The organism is Leifsonia sp. 115AMFTsu3.1, from assembly GCF_004362795.1.
In the GTDB taxonomy this organism is placed as follows: Bacteria; Actinomycetota; Actinomycetes; order Actinomycetales; family Microbacteriaceae; genus Leifsonia.
This window is the reverse complement of sequence record NZ_SNYB01000001.1, coordinates 1103323-1119290: the sequence shown is the minus strand read 5'-3', so window position 1 is coordinate 1119290 and position 15968 is coordinate 1103323. Positions and strand designations below refer to the sequence as shown.

The following is a 15968-nucleotide window of genomic DNA, read 5'->3' as shown; positions in this document are numbered from 1 at the left end:
CCTTCTCTACTCGCCCGGGGGGAGCGAAGAGCCTTTGTGAGGAGGGGGCACGCGGAACGGCTGGTGGCCTCGTCGCGCATCCTCAACCCTACCTTCCTGCGCAGATGTCAGTGTGTGCTCAGATGAGCGAGGAAGGCGGGGAGGGAACGGAACGGGGAGGCCAGCCGTGGCTGACCTCCCCGTCGAGCGTTCTCGTCGCTGTTACTGCTTGGGCGACGAGGGCGAGGTGACCTTGATCGAGCCGTCGATGATGCCGGCCTTGATCTTGTCGAGCTCGCCCTGCAGGCCCGAGTCCACCTTCGACTCGAAGTCGTGGAACGGGGCGATGCCGACGCCGTCGTTCTTCAGCGTGCCCACGTACGGGGTGCTGTCGAACTTGTCCTTGGCGGCCTGGGTGACGACGTCGTTGGTCGCCGGCTTCATGCCCTTCATGACCGAGGTGAGGAGCAGGTCCTTCACGGTCGGGTCGGACTCGTAGACGTCGGCGTCGACACCGATCATCGCGATCGGCTTGCCGGAGTCCTTGATCGCCTGAGCGGCCGACTGGTAGATCGGTCCGCCGACCGGCATGATCACGTCGGCGTTCTGGTCGATGATGCCCTGAGCGGTGTTCTTCGCGGTCTCGTTGGCGTCGAAGCCACCGGTGAAGAGGCCGTTCTGCTTGTCGACATCCCAGCCGACGACCTTGACCGACTTGCCCTTCTGGTCGTTGAAGTACTTCACACCGTCGGCGAAGCCGTCCATGAAGATGGTGACCGTCGGGATCTGCATTCCGCCGAAGGTGCCGACGATGCCGGTCTTCGAGTAGCTGGCGGCTGCGTAGCCGGCCAGGAACGCGGCCTGGGCCGTGTCGAAGATGATCGGCTTGACGTTCTTCGCCTGGATCTCGTTGTCGTCGATGATCGCGAAGTTCACGTCCGGGTTGGCCTTCGCGGCCTTCTCGGTCGCGTCCTTGAGGAGGAAGCCGACCGTCACGACGAGGTTGCAGTTGGCGTCGACCATGCTCTGGATGTTCGGAGCGAAGTCGTTCTCGCTCTTCGACTCCGCCTGCTTGTACTTCACGTCGAGCGACTTCGCGGCCTGCTGCAGACCCTCGTAGCCGAGCTGGTTGAACGAGTGGTCATCGAATCCACCGGAGTCGGAGACCATACAGGGCAGGAAGTCGCTCTTCGCGGCGCCACCGGACGAGCTGTCCGACGGGGCAGCCGAGCAGGCAGCGAGCAGCGACATGACGCCGACCGCCGCGAGGCCGAGGAGTCCGGCCTTTCGGGCTGTGATTGACAAGGTTGTTCCTCCAAGATGCGTAGCCGCGCGGGTAATCGCAGGCTTCTGCGGTTCACGTTACCGAATGTGACGAACCACTCCGTTCGAAAATCCGGGTTCTTCATGCAAGCGTTACAAACGCTCACCCGGTTGGCACGTGCTCATTCGAGCAGCCCGTCCCCCATTCGGGGAGGGGTGCTCAGAGCCAGCCGCGCCGCTTGAAGATGGTGTACAGCAGACCGCTCAGGCCGAGCATCGCCAGGACCGCGAGCGGGTATCCCAACGGCCAGGACAGCTCCGGCATGTGCGTGAAGTTCATGCCGTAGATGCCGGCGATGAGCGACGGCGCGAACAGGATGGCCGCCCACGAGGAGATCTTCTTGACCTCCTCGCCCTGCCGGTTGCTGGAGTGCGCCAACCGTGTCATCTCCTCGTTCTGTCTCTCGGAGACGAGGGTCGAGTTCACCGTCAGGATGTCGCGCAGCAGGTAGCGGAACCCGTCGACGCGCTCGTTGACCTGCGTGAGGTGGTCGGCGACGTCGCGGAGCCGGCGTTCGAGCTCCTGCGTCACGCCGTACTTCACCGAGCCGCGCTCGAGCGCCAGCATGACCGCCGACAGGGGATGCGTCGCCCGCTGGAAGTCGATGACCTCCCGGGACAGCTCGTAGATGCGCCGGGAGACCAGGGCGTCTCCGCCGAACACCTGCGTCTCGATCTCGTCGATGTCGTTGGCGAGACCCGCGACGACCGGGCTGTACGCATCCACGACCGCGTCGATGATCGCGTAGAGGATGGCCTGCGGCCCGAGCGCGAGCAGCTCCGGCTCGCTTTCCATCCTCTGCCGGACGTGGGAGAGGTCCGGCGACTCGCTGTGGCGGACCGTGATGACGAAGTTGCGCCCGACGAAGAGGTGCAGCTCGCCGAAGTCGACCTCCTCCGGCACGTCCAGGTAGTTCGCCGCCTTGAGCACGACGAAGAGGACGGTGTCGTAGCGCTCCAGCTTGGGACGCTGGTGGGCGACGATGGCGTCCTCGATCGCCAGCGGGTGGAGGTTGAACTCCTCCGACAGCGACAGCAGCTCCTGCTCGCTCGGCCGGTAGAGGCCGATCCAGGCGACCCCGCCCGGGGTGCGGTCGAGCGCCGCGTACGTCTCGGCGAGGGAGGTCGGGGAGGCGACGCGGACGCCGTCGGCGTAGATCGCGCTGTCGACCATGCTGCGCCGGCCCGCGGGAGTTTCGACCGGCGACGTCGCGACGGCCGGAGAGGGAGGCTCGACCCGGCGGGTGCGCGTCACGAAGGGCATGGGGATGCCGCGTCGGTTCTGGTTGGCCATAAGTCACCTCCGTGGTCCGGACGACGTCGAGTCGACACGAGTTCAGGACGGCCCGAGGGGCCACCTAACTGTACGCTCGCGAACCCTCCGGACGCTGGACGCGGGTCGCATCCACCGCCGCGACGGCGTCGAGGATCACGCGCTCGTAGTGGCGCGTCAGCTCGCCGCACACGACATCCCAGCTGCGTCCGAGCACGGCGCGGCGTCCGGCCTCCCCCATGCGGCGACGCAGGGCGCCATCGCGGACGAGCATCGAGACGGCTGCGCGCAAGGCGCGGTCGTCGGACGGGCGGAACAGCAGCCCGTCCACGCCGTGCTCGACGAGGTCGATCGGGCCGCCCGCGCGCGGCGCGACCACCGGGAGTCCCGACGCATGGGCCTCCTGAACCGTCTGGCCGAACGTCTCCTCGGATCCGGTGTGCGCGAAGACGTCGAAGGCGGCGTAGGCGGCGGCGAGATCCTCGCCGCCGAGCCGGCCGAGCCACGTCACCGGGATGCCGCGGAGCTCGCGGGCGACGGCGTCGCGTGACGGGCCGTCGCCGACGATCGCGAGCGACACTCCCCCGATCCCGCGGAGTGCGCGCAGCCGCTCCACCTGCTTCTCCGGGGCGATGCGGCCGACGTACCCGACGACGGTCTCGCCGTCGGGCGACAGGCGCTCCCGCAGAGCGGCCGCCGCCGGCGTTCTCCTCTTATTGGGGTGGTACCGCACCAGGTCGACGCCGCGTCCCCAGCGGGCGACCCGTGTGACGCCGGCCGTGCGGAGGTCGTACTCGCTCGCCGCCGACGGCGCGAGCGTCAGGTCGGCGCCTTCGTGGACCCAGCGGACGTACTTCCAGGCGATGGCCGAGGTGACGCCCAGCCCGTTGCGGCGCGCGAAGCCGGCGACGTCCGTCTGGTAGATGGCGACGGACGGCACACCCATCCGGTTGGCCGCCGCGATCGCCTGCGCCCCCAGGAAGAACGGCGAGGCGGCGTGCAGCACATCGAGGCCGAAGCCGGCGAGGATGCGCTGCACCTGTGGGCTCGGCAGCCCGACCGGGAACTGACGGTACGCGACCGACGGCACCTGGTGGATGCGGAACCCGTTGTACTCCGCCGGCGCCCCCGCATCCGGGCAGATCACGATCGCATCGTGTCCCTCGGCCGCCAGATGGTCGAGCACCCGCAGCACACTCGTCGTGACCCCGTTGACTGTGGGGAGGAAGCTCTCGCTGACCACCGCGACCCGCATGACGCCACGCTAGGCGGCGCCGGTGTCGTCACCGTGAACAGCCGGTGTCCGGCGACGCTCGCTATCCTTTCGGCATGACTCAGAAGCGCAGGATCACACAGGGCCCGCCCATCGAGCGCTTCTACAGCGTGATCCCGGCCGGCGGCATCGGCTCGCGGCTGTGGCCCCTGTCGCGGGCGGACGCCCCGAAGTTCCTGCACGACCTGACCGGCTCCGGCCAGACGCTGCTCCGCGACACCTGGGATCGCGTCGCTCCCCTGTCAGGCGAGCAGCGCATCATGGTCGTCACGGGCCGGGCCCACCGCGCCGCCGTCGAGTCGCAGCTGCCGTCGCTCACCGACCCGAACGTCGTGCTGGAGTCCGAACCGCGCGATTCCACCGCGGCCATCGGCCTCGCCGCCGCCATCCTGGAGCGCCGCGAGCCCGGCGTGATCATCGGCTCGTTCGCCGCGGACCACGTGATCAACAACCTGCCGCTCTTCCAGTCGGCCGTACGCGAGGCGGCCGCCTCTGCGCGCGCGGGCTACATCACGACCATCGGCATCCAGCCGACGGAGCCCGCGGTCGGGTTCGGCTACATCCACTACGGCGAGCGGCTCGAGATCGCCGGCGCACCCAGCGCGCTGGCCGTCGACTCCTTCAAGGAGAAGCCGGACCTGCAGACCGCCGAGCGCTACCTGGCGAACGGCTCGTACCTGTGGAACGCGAGCATGTTCATCTCGCGGGCCGACAAGCTGCTGGAGGAGATCGGCCGCAACAAGCCGAAGCTGCTCGCCGGACTGCTGGAGCTGGCGGAGGCGTGGGACGACCCCGCGACCCGCGGCCCCGCCGTCGACCGGATCTGGCCGGAGCTCGAGAAGATCGCCATCGACTACACGGTCGCGGAGCCGGCGGCCGCTGCCGGTCGCCTCGCCGTCATCCCCGGCTACTTCGATTGGGACGATGTCGGCGACTTCGCGTCGCTCGCGAAGCTCAACTCGGGCGGCCGCAAGTCGGACCTCGCCATCCTCGGCGAGAACGCCCGGGTGCTGTCCGACTCGTCGAGCGGCATCGTGGTGAGCCAGAGCAAGCGGGTGATCAGCCTCATCGGCGTCAAGGACATCGTCGTCGTCGACACTCCGGACGCGCTGCTCGTCACCACGAGCGAGAACGCGCAGCGGGTGAAGGCCGTGGTGGATGCGCTGAAGATCACCGGATCCACCGACGTCCTCTAGTCGGTCGGTCGGTCGGTCGGTCAGTCAGTCGACGACCGACGGTCCGTTCTGCACCTCGTGCACCAGCCGCGAGACCTCCTCCTGCGGGAGCTGGATGCCCGCCTCGTCGAGCCGCTGCTTCAGCAGCCGCTCGCTGTCCTCGGAGCCCCGCAGCTGCATGTCCGCGCGGACCTGCTCGACGATGCCGGCGACCTTGCTCTCGTCCGTCGCGTCGGTGCTTCCCTGCATGATCGGTTCGTCCTGTGTCATGGCGTGGACGGTACGCTCGGCCGATCCCGGCGTACAGGGCGGGTTATCTCGACATCGAGATAACTGAGGTCACCCTAAGAGGCGGCTGGACCCCACCCGGCATAGACTGGCGCTGCGCTCACCGCGCCGCATCAGCGATCAGCAACCAGGGAGGGTTGTCCGTGTCAGACCAAGCGACAGGGACCCTGCAGCCGGCCAAGACCCGGCCCGGCGGAACTCTGTACCGTGGCCGTGAGGGGATGTGGTCGTGGGTCCTCCACCGCATCACCGGCGTCGCCATCTTCTTCTTCCTTCTCGTCCACATCCTGGACACGTCACTCATCCGCGTGAGCCCCGAGGCGTACAACGCGGTGATCGGCACCTACAAGAACCCGATCATGGGGCTCGGCGAGATCGCCCTCGTCGCGGCAATCGTGTTCCACGCCTTCAACGGCATCCGCATCATCCTGATCGACTTCTGGAGCAAGGGCGTCAAGTACCAGAAGGTCATGTTCTGGATCGTCATCGCGCTGTGGGTGATCCTGATGGCCGGCTTCGTGCCCGTCCAGCTCGTCCACATCTTCTCGGAGGTGAACTGACGTGACGACCATCGAGGCGCCGCGCACCCCCGCAGCCCGATCCTCCCGCGGCAAGAACTGGGAGAAGTGGGGCTGGATCTACATGCGGTTCTCGGGCGTCCTGCTCGTGATCCTCATCTTCGGCCACCTGCTGATCAACCTCGTCCTCGGCGACGGCGTCAAGCAGATCGACTTCGCCTTCGTCGCCGGCAAGTACGCCACGCCGTTCTGGCAGGTCTGGGACCTCCTGATGCTGTGGCTCGCCCTGATCCACGGCGGCAACGGGATGCGGACGCTCATCAACGACTACGCCTACAACCGGGTGGTCAACCGCATCCTCAAGTGGGCCGTCCTCGCCGCGGTCGTCGTGCTGATCGTGCTCGGAACGCTCGTGATCTTCACGTTCGACCCGTGCCCGGCCGGCGCCGCGGCCTCCGACCTGCCGTCCTTCTGCCCGGCACGCTGATCCTTCGACAACGGAAGACCTGTGACAACAGAAGCTACTGAATCCACCGTCATCGACGGCGTCCACTACCACGAGTTCGACATCGTCATCGTCGGAGCCGGCGGCGCCGGCATGCGCGCGGCGATCGAAGCAGGGCCCCACGCCCGCACCGCCGTCATCTCGAAGCTCTACCCGACGCGCTCCCACACGGGTGCGGCGCAGGGCGGCATGGCCGCCGCCCTCGCGAACGTCGAGGAGGACAGCTGGGAGTGGCACACCTTCGACACCGTCAAGGGCGGCGACTACCTCGTCGACCAGGATGCGGCGGAGATCCTCGCCAAGGAGGCCATCGACGCGGTCATCGACCTCGAGAACATGGGCCTGCCGTTCAACCGCACGCCCGAGGGCAAGATCGACCAGCGCCGCTTCGGCGGCCACACCCGCGATCACGGCAAGGCTCCGGTCCGCCGGGCGTGCTACGCCGCGGACCGCACCGGCCACATGATCCTGCAGACGCTGTTCCAGAACTGCGTCAAGCTCGGCATCAACTTCTTCAACGAGTTCTACGTGCTCGACGTGATCATGAACGAGGTGGACGGGGTCCCCCAGCCCGCCGGCGTCGTCGCCTACGAGCTGTCCACCGGCGAGCTGCACGTCTTCCACTCGAAGGCGATCATCTTCGCGACCGGCGGCTTCGGCAAGATCTTCAAGACCACCTCCAACGCCCACACGCTGACCGGCGACGGCGTCGGCATCATCTGGCGCAAGGGGCTGCCGCTGGAGGACATGGAGTTCTTCCAGTTCCACCCGACCGGCCTGGCCGGCCTGGGCATCCTCCTCACCGAGGGCGCCCGCGGCGAGGGCGCCATCCTCCGCAACGCGTCCGGCGAGCGGTTCATGGAGCGCTACGCCCCGACCATCAAAGACCTCGCGCCGCGCGACATCGTCGCCCGCTGCATGGTGCAGGAGGTCGCCGAGGGCCGCGGCGCCGGACCGCACAAGGACTACGTGCTGCTCGACTGCACGCACCTGGGCGCCGAGGTGCTCGAGACCAAGCTCCCCGACATCACGGAGTTCGCCCGCACCTACCTCGGCGTCGACCCCGTGGTCGAGCCGGTCCCGGTGATGCCCACCGCGCACTACGCCATGGGCGGCATCCCGACCAACACGGCCGCTGAGGTGCTGCGCGACAACACGACGGTCGTCCCCGGCCTCTACGCCGCCGGCGAGTGCGCCTGCGTCTCCGTGCACGGCTCCAACCGCCTGGGCACGAACTCCCTGCTCGACATCAACGTCTTCGGCAAGCGCGCGGGCAACAACGCGGTCGAGTACGTCAAGACCGCCGAGTTCGTCCCGCTGCCGGAGGACCCGGCCGGCGCGGTCCGCAGCATGATCGGCGACCTCCGCGGCTCCACCGGGACCGAGCGCATCGCCGCCATCCGCAAGGAGCTGCAGGACGAGATGGACCGGAACGCCCAGGTGTTCCGCACCGACGAGTCCCTCGCCAAGGTCACCGAGACCATCCACCAGCTGCGCGAGCGCTACCGCAACGTGCAGGTGCAGGACAAGGGCAAGCGCTACAACACCGACCTGCTGGAGGCCGTCGAGCTCGGCTTCCTGCTCGACCTCGCCGAGGTCGTCGTCTACTCCGCGCGCAACCGCAAGGAGTCCCGCGGCGGCCACATGCGCGACGACTTCCCGAAGCGCGACGACGAGAACTACATGAAGCACACGATGGCCTACCTCACCGGCGACCCGCACTCGTCCGATGCGGCAGACCACATCACGCTCGACTGGAAGCCGGTCGTGGTGACCCGCTACCAGCCGATGGAGAGGAAGTACTGATGTCGAACGCCGTGCTCGAGACTCCCCCGGCCCCCGAGGCCCCGGTCGAGTCGTTCACCGTGACGCTCATCATCCGCCGTTTCGACCCGGATGTGGACAGCGAGCCGCGCTGGCAGGACTTCGACGTCGAGCTGTTCCCGACCGACCGCATCCTCGACGCCCTCCACAAGATCAAGTGGGAGCAGGACGGCTCGCTCACCTTCCGCCGCTCGTGCGCCCACGGCATCTGCGGATCCGACGCCATGCGCATCAACGGCCGCAACCGCCTCGCCTGCAAGACGCTGATCAAGGACCTCGACATCTCGAAGCCGATCTACGTCGAGGCGATCAAGGGCCTGCCGCTCGAGAAGGACCTCATCGTCGACATGGAGCCGTTCTTCGAGTCGTACCGCGAGGTGCAGCCGTTCCTCGTCGCGAACTCGAAGCCGGAGAAGGGCAAGGAGCGCATCCAGTCGGTCGCCGACCGGGCCCGCTTCGACGACACCACCAAGTGCATCCTCTGCGCCGCGTGCACATCGTCCTGCCCGGTGTTCTGGACGGACGGCCAGTACTTCGGCCCGGCCGCGATCGTCAACGCGCACCGTTTCATCTTCGACTCGCGCGACGACAACTCCCAGGTGCGCCTCGACATCCTCAACGACAAGGAGGGCGTGTGGCGCTGCCGCACGACCTTCAACTGCACCGACGCCTGCCCGCGCGGCATCCAGGTCACGCAGGCGATCGCCGAGGTGAAGCAGGCGATCATGCGCGGCAAGGCCTGATCGAGCCGCGAACACGTCCACGACGGCCCGCTCCGCATCGGAGCGGGCCGTCGTGCATCTCCGAGCGGTACGCCCGCTCGCTATCCTGACGGCGTGGCCAAGAAGTCCCGAGGCGAGCCCTCCCCGCCGGACCCGGACCTCCAGCGCGCCGCGGGCAACGTGGAGCCGCACGTGGACGAGTCTCTGAGGGAGCGCCTGGTGGAGCGTGCCGACCCCCTGGTGCGCCGGTTCGAGCGCCCGGTGGCGCGCGTCTCGGTCTGGGCGAAGTGGGTCAAGGCTCTGCGGCCGTATCGCGTCTACATCAACTACTCGTATTCGGACGGCAACCTGCGCGCGGCCGGAATGGGGTACCAGTCCCTCTTCGCGGTGTTCGCCGCGGTGTGGGTGGGATTCTCCGTCGCGAGCTACTGGCTCTCCGGCAACGAGGCAGTGTTCGACGCTCTCGTGGCCCTGATCAACCGGGCGGTGCCCGGCCTGATCGAGACGAGCGCCACGGTCGGGGTGATCCCGCAGGAGCAGCTGCGCAACGCCTCCTCCTTCGGCTGGACGGGTGTCATCGCCGCCATCGGCCTGATCTGGACAGCGATCGGCTGGCTCTACTACACACGGCAGGCGGTCCGGGCGGTGTTCCGCCTCAGCCGCGACACCACCAGCTATGTGCTCCAGAAGGTGCGCGACCTCGGACTCGCGCTCATCTTCGGCGTGCTGTTCGTGCTGTCGGCGCTGCTCACGATCGTCAGCACGCAGGCGCTGACGCTCCTCCTGGATCTGACGGGCCTGTCGGACTCGTTCTGGACCAACGCTGCGACGCGTCTCTCGGGTCTCGTCGTGTCGGTCGCGCTCAACATCGTCACGTTGGGGGCGATGTTCCGCATCATGTCCCGGGTGGCGATCCCGTGGCGCAACCTGTTCTTCGGCGCGCTGCTGGGCGCGCTCGTGCTCGCCGGGCTGAGCGCCCTGGGTGGTCTGCTTCTCGGGGCCGCCTACAAGAACCCGCTCCTGGCGACATTCGCCGTCTTCATCGGTCTCCTGCTGTGGTTCAACCTCATCTCGCGCGTCATCCTGCTGTCGGCGTCGTGGATCGCCATCGGGATGGCCGACCGCGGCCTCTCGCCGCGCGCCGTCACGCCGGAGGAGGCGGCCGCGGAGCGCGCCGCGGCCGAGCACGAGGCGCGTGTGCTGGTCGCTCGATCGGAACTGGCGCAGGCACAGGACGATCTGGCGACGGCGAGGTGGTTCTCCCGGCTGCCCGCGCAGCGCCGCGTCGCCCGGGCGGAGCAGCGGCTGAACGACCTCCTCGACGGAGAACCGGTCGCCTGAAACCTTGTCGGCCGCCCCCGGTAGGCTGGAACCATGCCCTCGAGTCGCTTGCGCATCGCCACGATCAACGCCAACGGCATCCGCGCCGCCTTCCGCAAGGGCATGGGCGCCTGGCTCGACGGGCGCGACGTCGACATCCTCGCCATCCAGGAGGTCCGGGCCTCGTCCGAAGACCTTCAGGGCCTCCTCGGCGACGAGTGGGACATCGTCCACGACCCGGCCACGGCCAAGGGCCGTGCGGGAGTCGCGATCGCGAGCAGGCACCGCGCATCCATCCACCGCGTGGAGCTCGGCCCGAGCGAGTTCGACAGCGCGGGCCGCTGGCTGGAGGCCGACTACGAGGTCGGCGGCACGGTGATCACCGTCGTCAGCGCGTACGTCCACTCGGGCGAGGCCGGCACGGAGAAGCAGACCGAGAAATACCGCTTCCTCGACGCGATGGAGGCGCGGCTTCCCGAGTTGCAGAAGCACAACGAGCTCGCCGTGGTGATGGGCGACCTCAACGTCGGCCACCGCACGCTCGACATCCGCAACTGGAAGGGCAACGTCAAGCGCGCCGGCTTCCTGCCGGAGGAGCGGGAGTACTTCGACCGCATCCTCGGCGCCGAAGGCGATCCGGCCTACAACGCCGGCGCCGGGCTCGGCTGGGTCGACGTCGTCCGCAAGCACGCGGGCGAGGTCGAGGGGCCGTACACGTGGTGGTCGTGGCGCGGCAAGGCGTTCGACAACGACACCGGATGGCGCATCGACTACCAGCTGGCGACCCCCGCACTCGCGGAGCGGGTCACGGGCTGGTCGGTCGACCGTGCGGCCGCCTACGACGAGCGATGGTCGGACCACACGCCTGTGGTCGTCGACTACGCGCTCTGACGGCCCTAAGCCTCCGCATCCCTCCAGATTTCGAAAGCAGAACCATGACAACCCTCCCCCGCCTCTACTCCGGCATGCAGCCGTCGGCCGACTCGCTGCACCTCGGCAACTACATCGGCGCACTCCTGCAGTGGAAAGAGCTGCAGAGCACGCACGACGCGTTCTTCTCCGTCGTCGACCTGCACGCCATCACGGTGGCGCAGGATCCGGCGGAACTGCGTGAGAAGACGCGCCGCACGGCGGCGCAGTACATCGCTGCCGGGATCGACCCGTCCGCCTCCACCCTCTATGTGCAGTCCCACGTGCCCGCGCACGCGCAGCTGGCCTGGGTGTTGAACACCATTACCGGGTTCGGCGAGGCGTCGCGGATGACGCAGTTCAAGGACAAGTCGCAGAAGCAGGGCGCCGAGGCGACCTCGGTCGGGCTCTTCGCGTACCCGGTGCTGATGGCTGCGGACATCCTGCTCTACGACACCGAGGTCGTGCCCGTGGGCGACGATCAGCGCCAGCACGTCGAGCTGACGCGCGACCTGGCCGAGCGCTTCAACAGCCGCTTCGGCCAGACGTTCGTCGTGCCGCAGGCGATGATCCTGAAGGACAGCGCCCGCATCTACGACCTCCAGAACCCGGAGTCGAAGATGTCGAAGTCCGCCGAGTCGGGCGCCGGCATCATCTGGATGCTCGACGAGCCGGATGTGACGCGCAAGAAGATCATGCGCGCGGTCACCGACACCGACGGCGTCGTGTCGTTCGACCGCGAGGGCAAGCCGGGCATCTCCAACCTGCTCTCGATCTTCTCGGCGCTCAGCGGCCGCTCGATCGAGTCCATCGAGCTGGAGTACGAGGGCAAGGGCTACGGCGACTTCAAGAAGGGCCTCGTGGAGGTGGTGGTCGAGGAGTTCGCTCCCATCCGCCAGCGCGCGCTCGACCTTCTCGCCGACCCCGCCGAGCTCGACCGCATCCTCGCGGTCAACGCCGAGCGCGCGAGCGATGTCGCCGAGGGCACCCTCGAGAAGGCGTACGACCGCATCGGCTTCCTCCGGCGAGCGCGCTGATGCCGGCGCCGGTCGTCCTGACGGGCGCGCGTGTGACGCTCTCGACGCCCGGGCACGCGGATGTCGACCGGATCGCCGAGGTCTGCGCCGACCCGGCCATCGCCCGCTGGACGACCGTGCCGTCGCCCTACACGCGTGAGAACGCCGTGGGTTTCGTGACGAGTGTCGTCCCCGACGGCTGGGCGAGCGGCCGGGTCTGCACGTGGGCGGTCCGTGTCGATGGCGTGCTGCTCGGCATGATCAGCATCGGCGACATCCGCGAGCACCAGGGCGAGATCGGCTACTGGATGGCGCCGGAGGCCCGCGGGAAGGGCATCATGTCCGAGGCCACAGCGCTGGTCGTCGACTACGGCTTCGCGCCGGCTCCGGGCGGCTTGGCGCTGCGCAAGCTGGTGTGGCGTGCGCTCGCCGGGAACGCCGCCAGCGCGGCCGTCGCCCGCCGTGCCGGCTTCCGCTGGGACGGCATCGTGCCGGGCGGCGCCGAGCAGCGGGGCGAGCGGTTCGATGAGTGGCGTGGCACTCTCCTGCCGCAGGACGCCGGACGGCCCGCGGGCGACTGGCCCGATGTCTCGTTCGTCCAGGTTCCGGCGTGAGCGACATCCGCGTCGTGCTGTTCGACCTCGACGACACCCTGTTCGCGCACCGTGCGGCCGTCGAGGCGGGCATCCTGCGGTATGCCGAGACGCTCGGGCCGCCCTACGGCACGGCCGAGGCGGACGAGGTCGTCACGCTCTGGCACGACCTCGAGGAGGAGCACTACCACTCGTACCTCGCGGGTGACCTGGACTTCGAGGGGCAGCGACAGGCGCGCGCCCGCGACTTCGCGGCCCGCCACGGCGTCGAGCTGGACGACGCCCAGGCGAGCGCCTGGTTCGCCGACTACTTCGAGCACTACGTGGCCGCCTGGTCGCTGCACGACGACGCCCTCCCTGCCCTGGATGCACTGGAAGCCGCCCTCCCCGGTGTCCGCTTCGGCCTCATCACGAACGGCGACCTGGCCTTCCAGGGCCGGAAGGTGGAAGCGGTCGGGCTCGACGCTCGCATGGAGCACCTGATCGCGTCCGGCGAGGTCGGCGTGGCCAAGCCCGACGCGGCGATCTTCCACGCGGCGTGTGACGCCTTCGGCGTGCGACCGGATCAGGCCGCCTACGTGGGTGACCGGCTCCGCACGGACGCGATCGGGAGCGCACGGGCCGGCCTCACCGGGGTGTGGCTCAACCGGCGGAATGCCGTCCCCTCCCCCGAGGACGAACTCGACGCGGCCACCGCCGGCGTCCGGACCATCGCCTCGCTCGCCGAGCTCGCTCCCCTCCTGGCCTGAACGGCGAAGCGCCGCCCGGCGGATGCCGGACGGCGCTTCGTGGAGTGGACGGCTCAGGCGTTGCGCACGTCGTCGTCGACCCAGTCGAAGGTCTTCGTGACGGCCTTCTTCCAGAGACGGATCTGACGGTCGCGCTCCTCCGCATCCATGTTCGGGGTCCAGCGGCTGTCCTCCTGCCAGTTCTTGCGCAGGTCGTCGAGGTCCGACCAGAACCCGACCGCGAGCCCCGCGGCGTACGCGGCACCGAGGGCGGTCGTCTCCGCGACGACCGGACGGATCACCGGGACGCCGAGGATGTCGGCCTGGAACTGCATGAGCAGGTTGTTGGCGATCATGCCGCCGTCGACCTTGAGCTCCGTGAGGTCGACGCCCGAGTCCGCGTTGACGGCGTCCAGCACCTCGCGGGTCTGGAAGGCCGTGGCCTCCAGCACCGCGCGGGCGATGTGGCCCTTGTTCACGTAGCGGGTGAGTCCGACGAGCGCACCGCGCGCATCCGCCCGCCAATACGGGGCGAACAGGCCAGAGAACGCCGGCACGAAGTACGCGCCACCGTTGTCGTCGACCGTCTTGGCGAGCTCCTCGATCTCCGGCGCGCTCGAGATGATCCCGAGGTTGTCGCGCAGCCACTGCACCAGCGAGCCGGTGACAGCGATCGATCCCTCCAGCGCGTAGTGCGGCGCCGCGTCCCCGAGCTTGTAGCCGAGGGTCGTCAGCAGACCGTTCTTCGAGTGGACGATCTCCTCACCGGTGTTGAAGATGAGGAAGTTGCCGGTACCGTACGTGTTCTTGGACTCGCCTGTGTCGAACGCGGCCTGGCCGAAGGTCGCGGCCTGCTGGTCGCCGAGGATGCCCGCGACGGGAACCTCGCGGAGGAGGCTGGACGCCTCGACCTGACCGTAGACCTCGGACGAGCTCTTGATCGCGGGGAGCATCGACTTCGGCACCCCGAACACCTCGAGGATGTCGTCGCGCCAGCTCAGCGTCTCGAGGTCCATGAACAGCGTGCGGGAGGCGTTGGTCACGTCGGTGGCGTGCACACCGCCGTCCGGGCCGCCGGTGAGGTTCCAGAGCACCCAGGTGTCGGTCGTGCCGAACAGCAGGTCGCCCGCCTCGGCGCGCTCGCGGGCGCCCTCGACGTTCTCCAGGATCCACACGATCTTGGTGCCGGAGAAGTAGGTCGCCAGCGGGAGGCCGACGATCTGCTTGAAGCGCTCCGTGCCGCCGTCGGCCGCCAGGCGGTCGACGATCGGCTGCGTGCGGGTGTCCTGCCAGACGATGGCGTTGTAGACCGGCTCGCCGGTGTTCTTGTCCCACACCACCGCGGTCTCGCGCTGGTTGGTGATGCCGACCGCCGCGATGTCGTGGCGGGTCAGGTCGGCCTTGGAGAGCGCCTGGCCGATGACCTCGCGGGTGTTGTTCCAGATCTCGACCGGGTTGTGCTCGACCCATCCGGCCTTCGGGAAGATCTGCTCGTGCTCCAGCTGTCCGGTCGAGACGATCGACCCGGACTTGTCGAAGATGATCGCCCGGGTGCTGGTCGTGCCCTGATCGATGGCGACGACGTAGTCGGCCATAGGTAACTCCTTTGTTCTTTGGGGGTGGAACGGAGAGGGGCCGGCGGGATCGCTCCCGGCCGGCCCCCGATGTCACTTGATGAGCGGGAGGAGCACCAGCGCGAGCCATCCGGCGATCAGACCGCCGATGATCGGGCCGACGATGGGCACCCACGAGTAGGCCCAGTCGCTCGAGCCCTTGCCCTTGATCGGGAGGATCGCGTGAGCGATGCGAGGACCGAGGTCACGAGCAGGGTTGATGGCGTACCCGGTCGGACCACCGAGGCTCGCACCGATGCCGATCACGAGGAGGGCGACGGGGAGAGCGCCGAGGGCGGCGAGGCCGGCCGCCTGGCCGGGCTGGTGGCCGAACGCGATCACCACGAAGACCAGCACGAACGTGCCGATGATCTCGGTGACCAGGTTCCAGCCGTAGCCGCGGATGGCCGGGCCGGTCGAGAAGACGCCGAGCTTGTTCGCCGGGTCCGGCTCCTCGTCGAAGTGCCGCTTGTACGCCAGGAACGTCAGCACGGCGCCGATGATCGCGCCGATCAGCTGAGCCAGGATGTACAGCAGCACCGTGATGAAGTTGACCGGCACCAGGGTGTGCGCCGCCGCGGAGCCGAATGTCTTGGCGCCGTTGGCGACGAGTCCGAGGGTCACAGCCGGGTTGAGGTGCGCTCCCGAGTTGTAAGCCACGACCACACCCGAGAACACTGCGATGCCCCAACCGAAGTTGACCATCAGGAACCCGCCGTTGAAGCCCTTGTTCTTGATGAGGGCGACGTTCGCCACGACACCGGTACCGAGCAGGACCAGCATTGCTGTGCCCACCAGCTCGGACAGGAAATCTACACCGATATTGTCCACGTTGACCTTCCAGTTGTTCAGTTGACCCGCACCCTGTTGTGCGTTCTGGTGCGGCTCTTGTCAGGGTGGGCATTTGAA

Annotated in this window: 16 protein-coding genes; 10 read left to right on the top strand and 6 right to left on the bottom strand. The window is 68.3% G+C overall.

Annotated features, from left to right (window positions below):
- Window positions 1-201: 201 nt before the first annotated feature.
- The 3 genes from AXZ95_RS05450 to AXZ95_RS05440 all read right to left on the bottom strand — a co-directional run bounded on the left by AXZ95_RS05450 (window position 202) and on the right by AXZ95_RS05440 (window position 3830).
- Window positions 202-1284: a BMP family ABC transporter substrate-binding protein gene (locus tag AXZ95_RS05450; RefSeq protein WP_018190004.1), complete on the bottom strand. Its 1083-nt coding sequence runs from the start codon at window positions 1282-1284 to the stop codon at window positions 202-204.
- 178 nt (window positions 1285-1462) lie between these two features.
- Window positions 1463-2596, bottom strand: coding sequence for a magnesium and cobalt transport protein CorA (locus tag AXZ95_RS05445; protein WP_018190003.1), 1134 nt, complete (start codon window positions 2594-2596; stop codon window positions 1463-1465).
- A gap of 64 nt (window positions 2597-2660) precedes the next feature.
- Complete coding sequence (locus AXZ95_RS05440; RefSeq protein WP_018190002.1) at window positions 2661-3830, bottom strand: glycosyltransferase family 1 protein; 1170 nt, start codon at window positions 3828-3830, stop codon at window positions 2661-2663.
- A 74-nt stretch (window positions 3831-3904) separates the two neighbouring features.
- Between AXZ95_RS05440 and AXZ95_RS05435 the strand changes: the two genes are divergently transcribed.
- On the top strand, window positions 3905-5044 hold the full coding sequence (locus AXZ95_RS05435; RefSeq protein ID WP_018190001.1) for a mannose-1-phosphate guanylyltransferase: 1140 nt from the start codon (window positions 3905-3907) through the stop codon (window positions 5042-5044).
- Between the two features lie 24 nt (window positions 5045-5068).
- Here AXZ95_RS05435 and AXZ95_RS05430 read toward each other — a convergent pair whose 3' ends face one another.
- Window positions 5069-5293: a hypothetical protein gene (locus AXZ95_RS05430; protein ID WP_018190000.1), complete on the bottom strand. Its 225-nt coding sequence runs from the start codon at window positions 5291-5293 to the stop codon at window positions 5069-5071.
- A 161-nt stretch (window positions 5294-5454) separates the two neighbouring features.
- On the opposite strand from AXZ95_RS05430, the gene sdhC reads away from it, so the two are divergent.
- The 9 genes from sdhC to AXZ95_RS05385 all read left to right on the top strand — a co-directional run bounded on the left by sdhC (window position 5455) and on the right by AXZ95_RS05385 (window position 13467).
- Window positions 5455-5871: a succinate dehydrogenase, cytochrome b556 subunit gene (sdhC, locus tag AXZ95_RS05425; RefSeq protein ID WP_081626591.1), complete on the top strand. Its 417-nt coding sequence runs from the start codon at window positions 5455-5457 to the stop codon at window positions 5869-5871.
- Between the two features lies 1 nt (window position 5872).
- Window positions 5873-6316, top strand: a complete 444-nt coding sequence (locus tag AXZ95_RS05420) for a succinate dehydrogenase hydrophobic membrane anchor subunit (protein ID WP_018189998.1) — start codon at window positions 5873-5875, stop codon at window positions 6314-6316.
- Between the two features lie 21 nt (window positions 6317-6337).
- Window positions 6338-8140: a succinate dehydrogenase flavoprotein subunit gene (sdhA, locus tag AXZ95_RS05415; protein ID WP_018189997.1), complete on the top strand. Its 1803-nt coding sequence runs from the start codon at window positions 6338-6340 to the stop codon at window positions 8138-8140.
- Window positions 8140-8901 (top strand): succinate dehydrogenase iron-sulfur subunit, encoded by a 762-nt coding sequence (locus AXZ95_RS05410; protein WP_018189996.1) that lies wholly within the window; start codon window positions 8140-8142, stop codon window positions 8899-8901. Before sdhA ends, AXZ95_RS05410 begins: the two co-directional genes overlap by 1 nt.
- Before the next feature lie 93 nt (window positions 8902-8994).
- Window positions 8995-10221 carry a YihY/virulence factor BrkB family protein gene (locus AXZ95_RS05405; RefSeq protein WP_018189995.1) on the top strand — a complete coding sequence of 409 codons (1227 nt, stop codon included), beginning with the start codon at window positions 8995-8997 and terminating at the stop codon, window positions 10219-10221.
- Window positions 10222-10254: 33 nt separating this feature from the next.
- Window positions 10255-11091, top strand: a complete 837-nt coding sequence (locus tag AXZ95_RS05400; protein ID WP_018189994.1) for an exodeoxyribonuclease III — start codon at window positions 10255-10257, stop codon at window positions 11089-11091.
- 44 nt (window positions 11092-11135) lie between these two features.
- Complete coding sequence (gene trpS, locus AXZ95_RS05395; protein WP_018189993.1) at window positions 11136-12146, top strand: tryptophan--tRNA ligase; 1011 nt, start codon at window positions 11136-11138, stop codon at window positions 12144-12146.
- Complete coding sequence (locus tag AXZ95_RS05390; RefSeq protein ID WP_018189992.1) at window positions 12146-12739, top strand: GNAT family N-acetyltransferase; 594 nt, start codon at window positions 12146-12148, stop codon at window positions 12737-12739. The genes trpS and AXZ95_RS05390 overlap by 1 nt, the downstream gene beginning before the upstream one ends.
- Window positions 12736-13467, top strand: coding sequence for an HAD family hydrolase (locus AXZ95_RS05385; protein ID WP_018189991.1), 732 nt, complete (start codon window positions 12736-12738; stop codon window positions 13465-13467). The genes AXZ95_RS05390 and AXZ95_RS05385 overlap by 4 nt, the downstream gene beginning before the upstream one ends.
- A gap of 53 nt (window positions 13468-13520) precedes the next feature.
- Here the strand turns inward: AXZ95_RS05385 and glpK are convergent, their stop codons facing one another.
- Both glpK and AXZ95_RS05375 read right to left on the bottom strand, forming a co-directional pair.
- The gene (glpK, locus tag AXZ95_RS05380) at window positions 13521-15041 is read right to left on the bottom strand and encodes a glycerol kinase GlpK (RefSeq protein ID WP_018189990.1); all 1521 of its coding nucleotides are present in this window, start codon (window positions 15039-15041) and stop codon (window positions 13521-13523) included.
- A gap of 72 nt (window positions 15042-15113) precedes the next feature.
- Complete coding sequence (locus tag AXZ95_RS05375; RefSeq protein WP_081626590.1) at window positions 15114-15890, bottom strand: MIP/aquaporin family protein; 777 nt, start codon at window positions 15888-15890, stop codon at window positions 15114-15116.
- Window positions 15891-15968 lie beyond the last annotated feature (78 nt).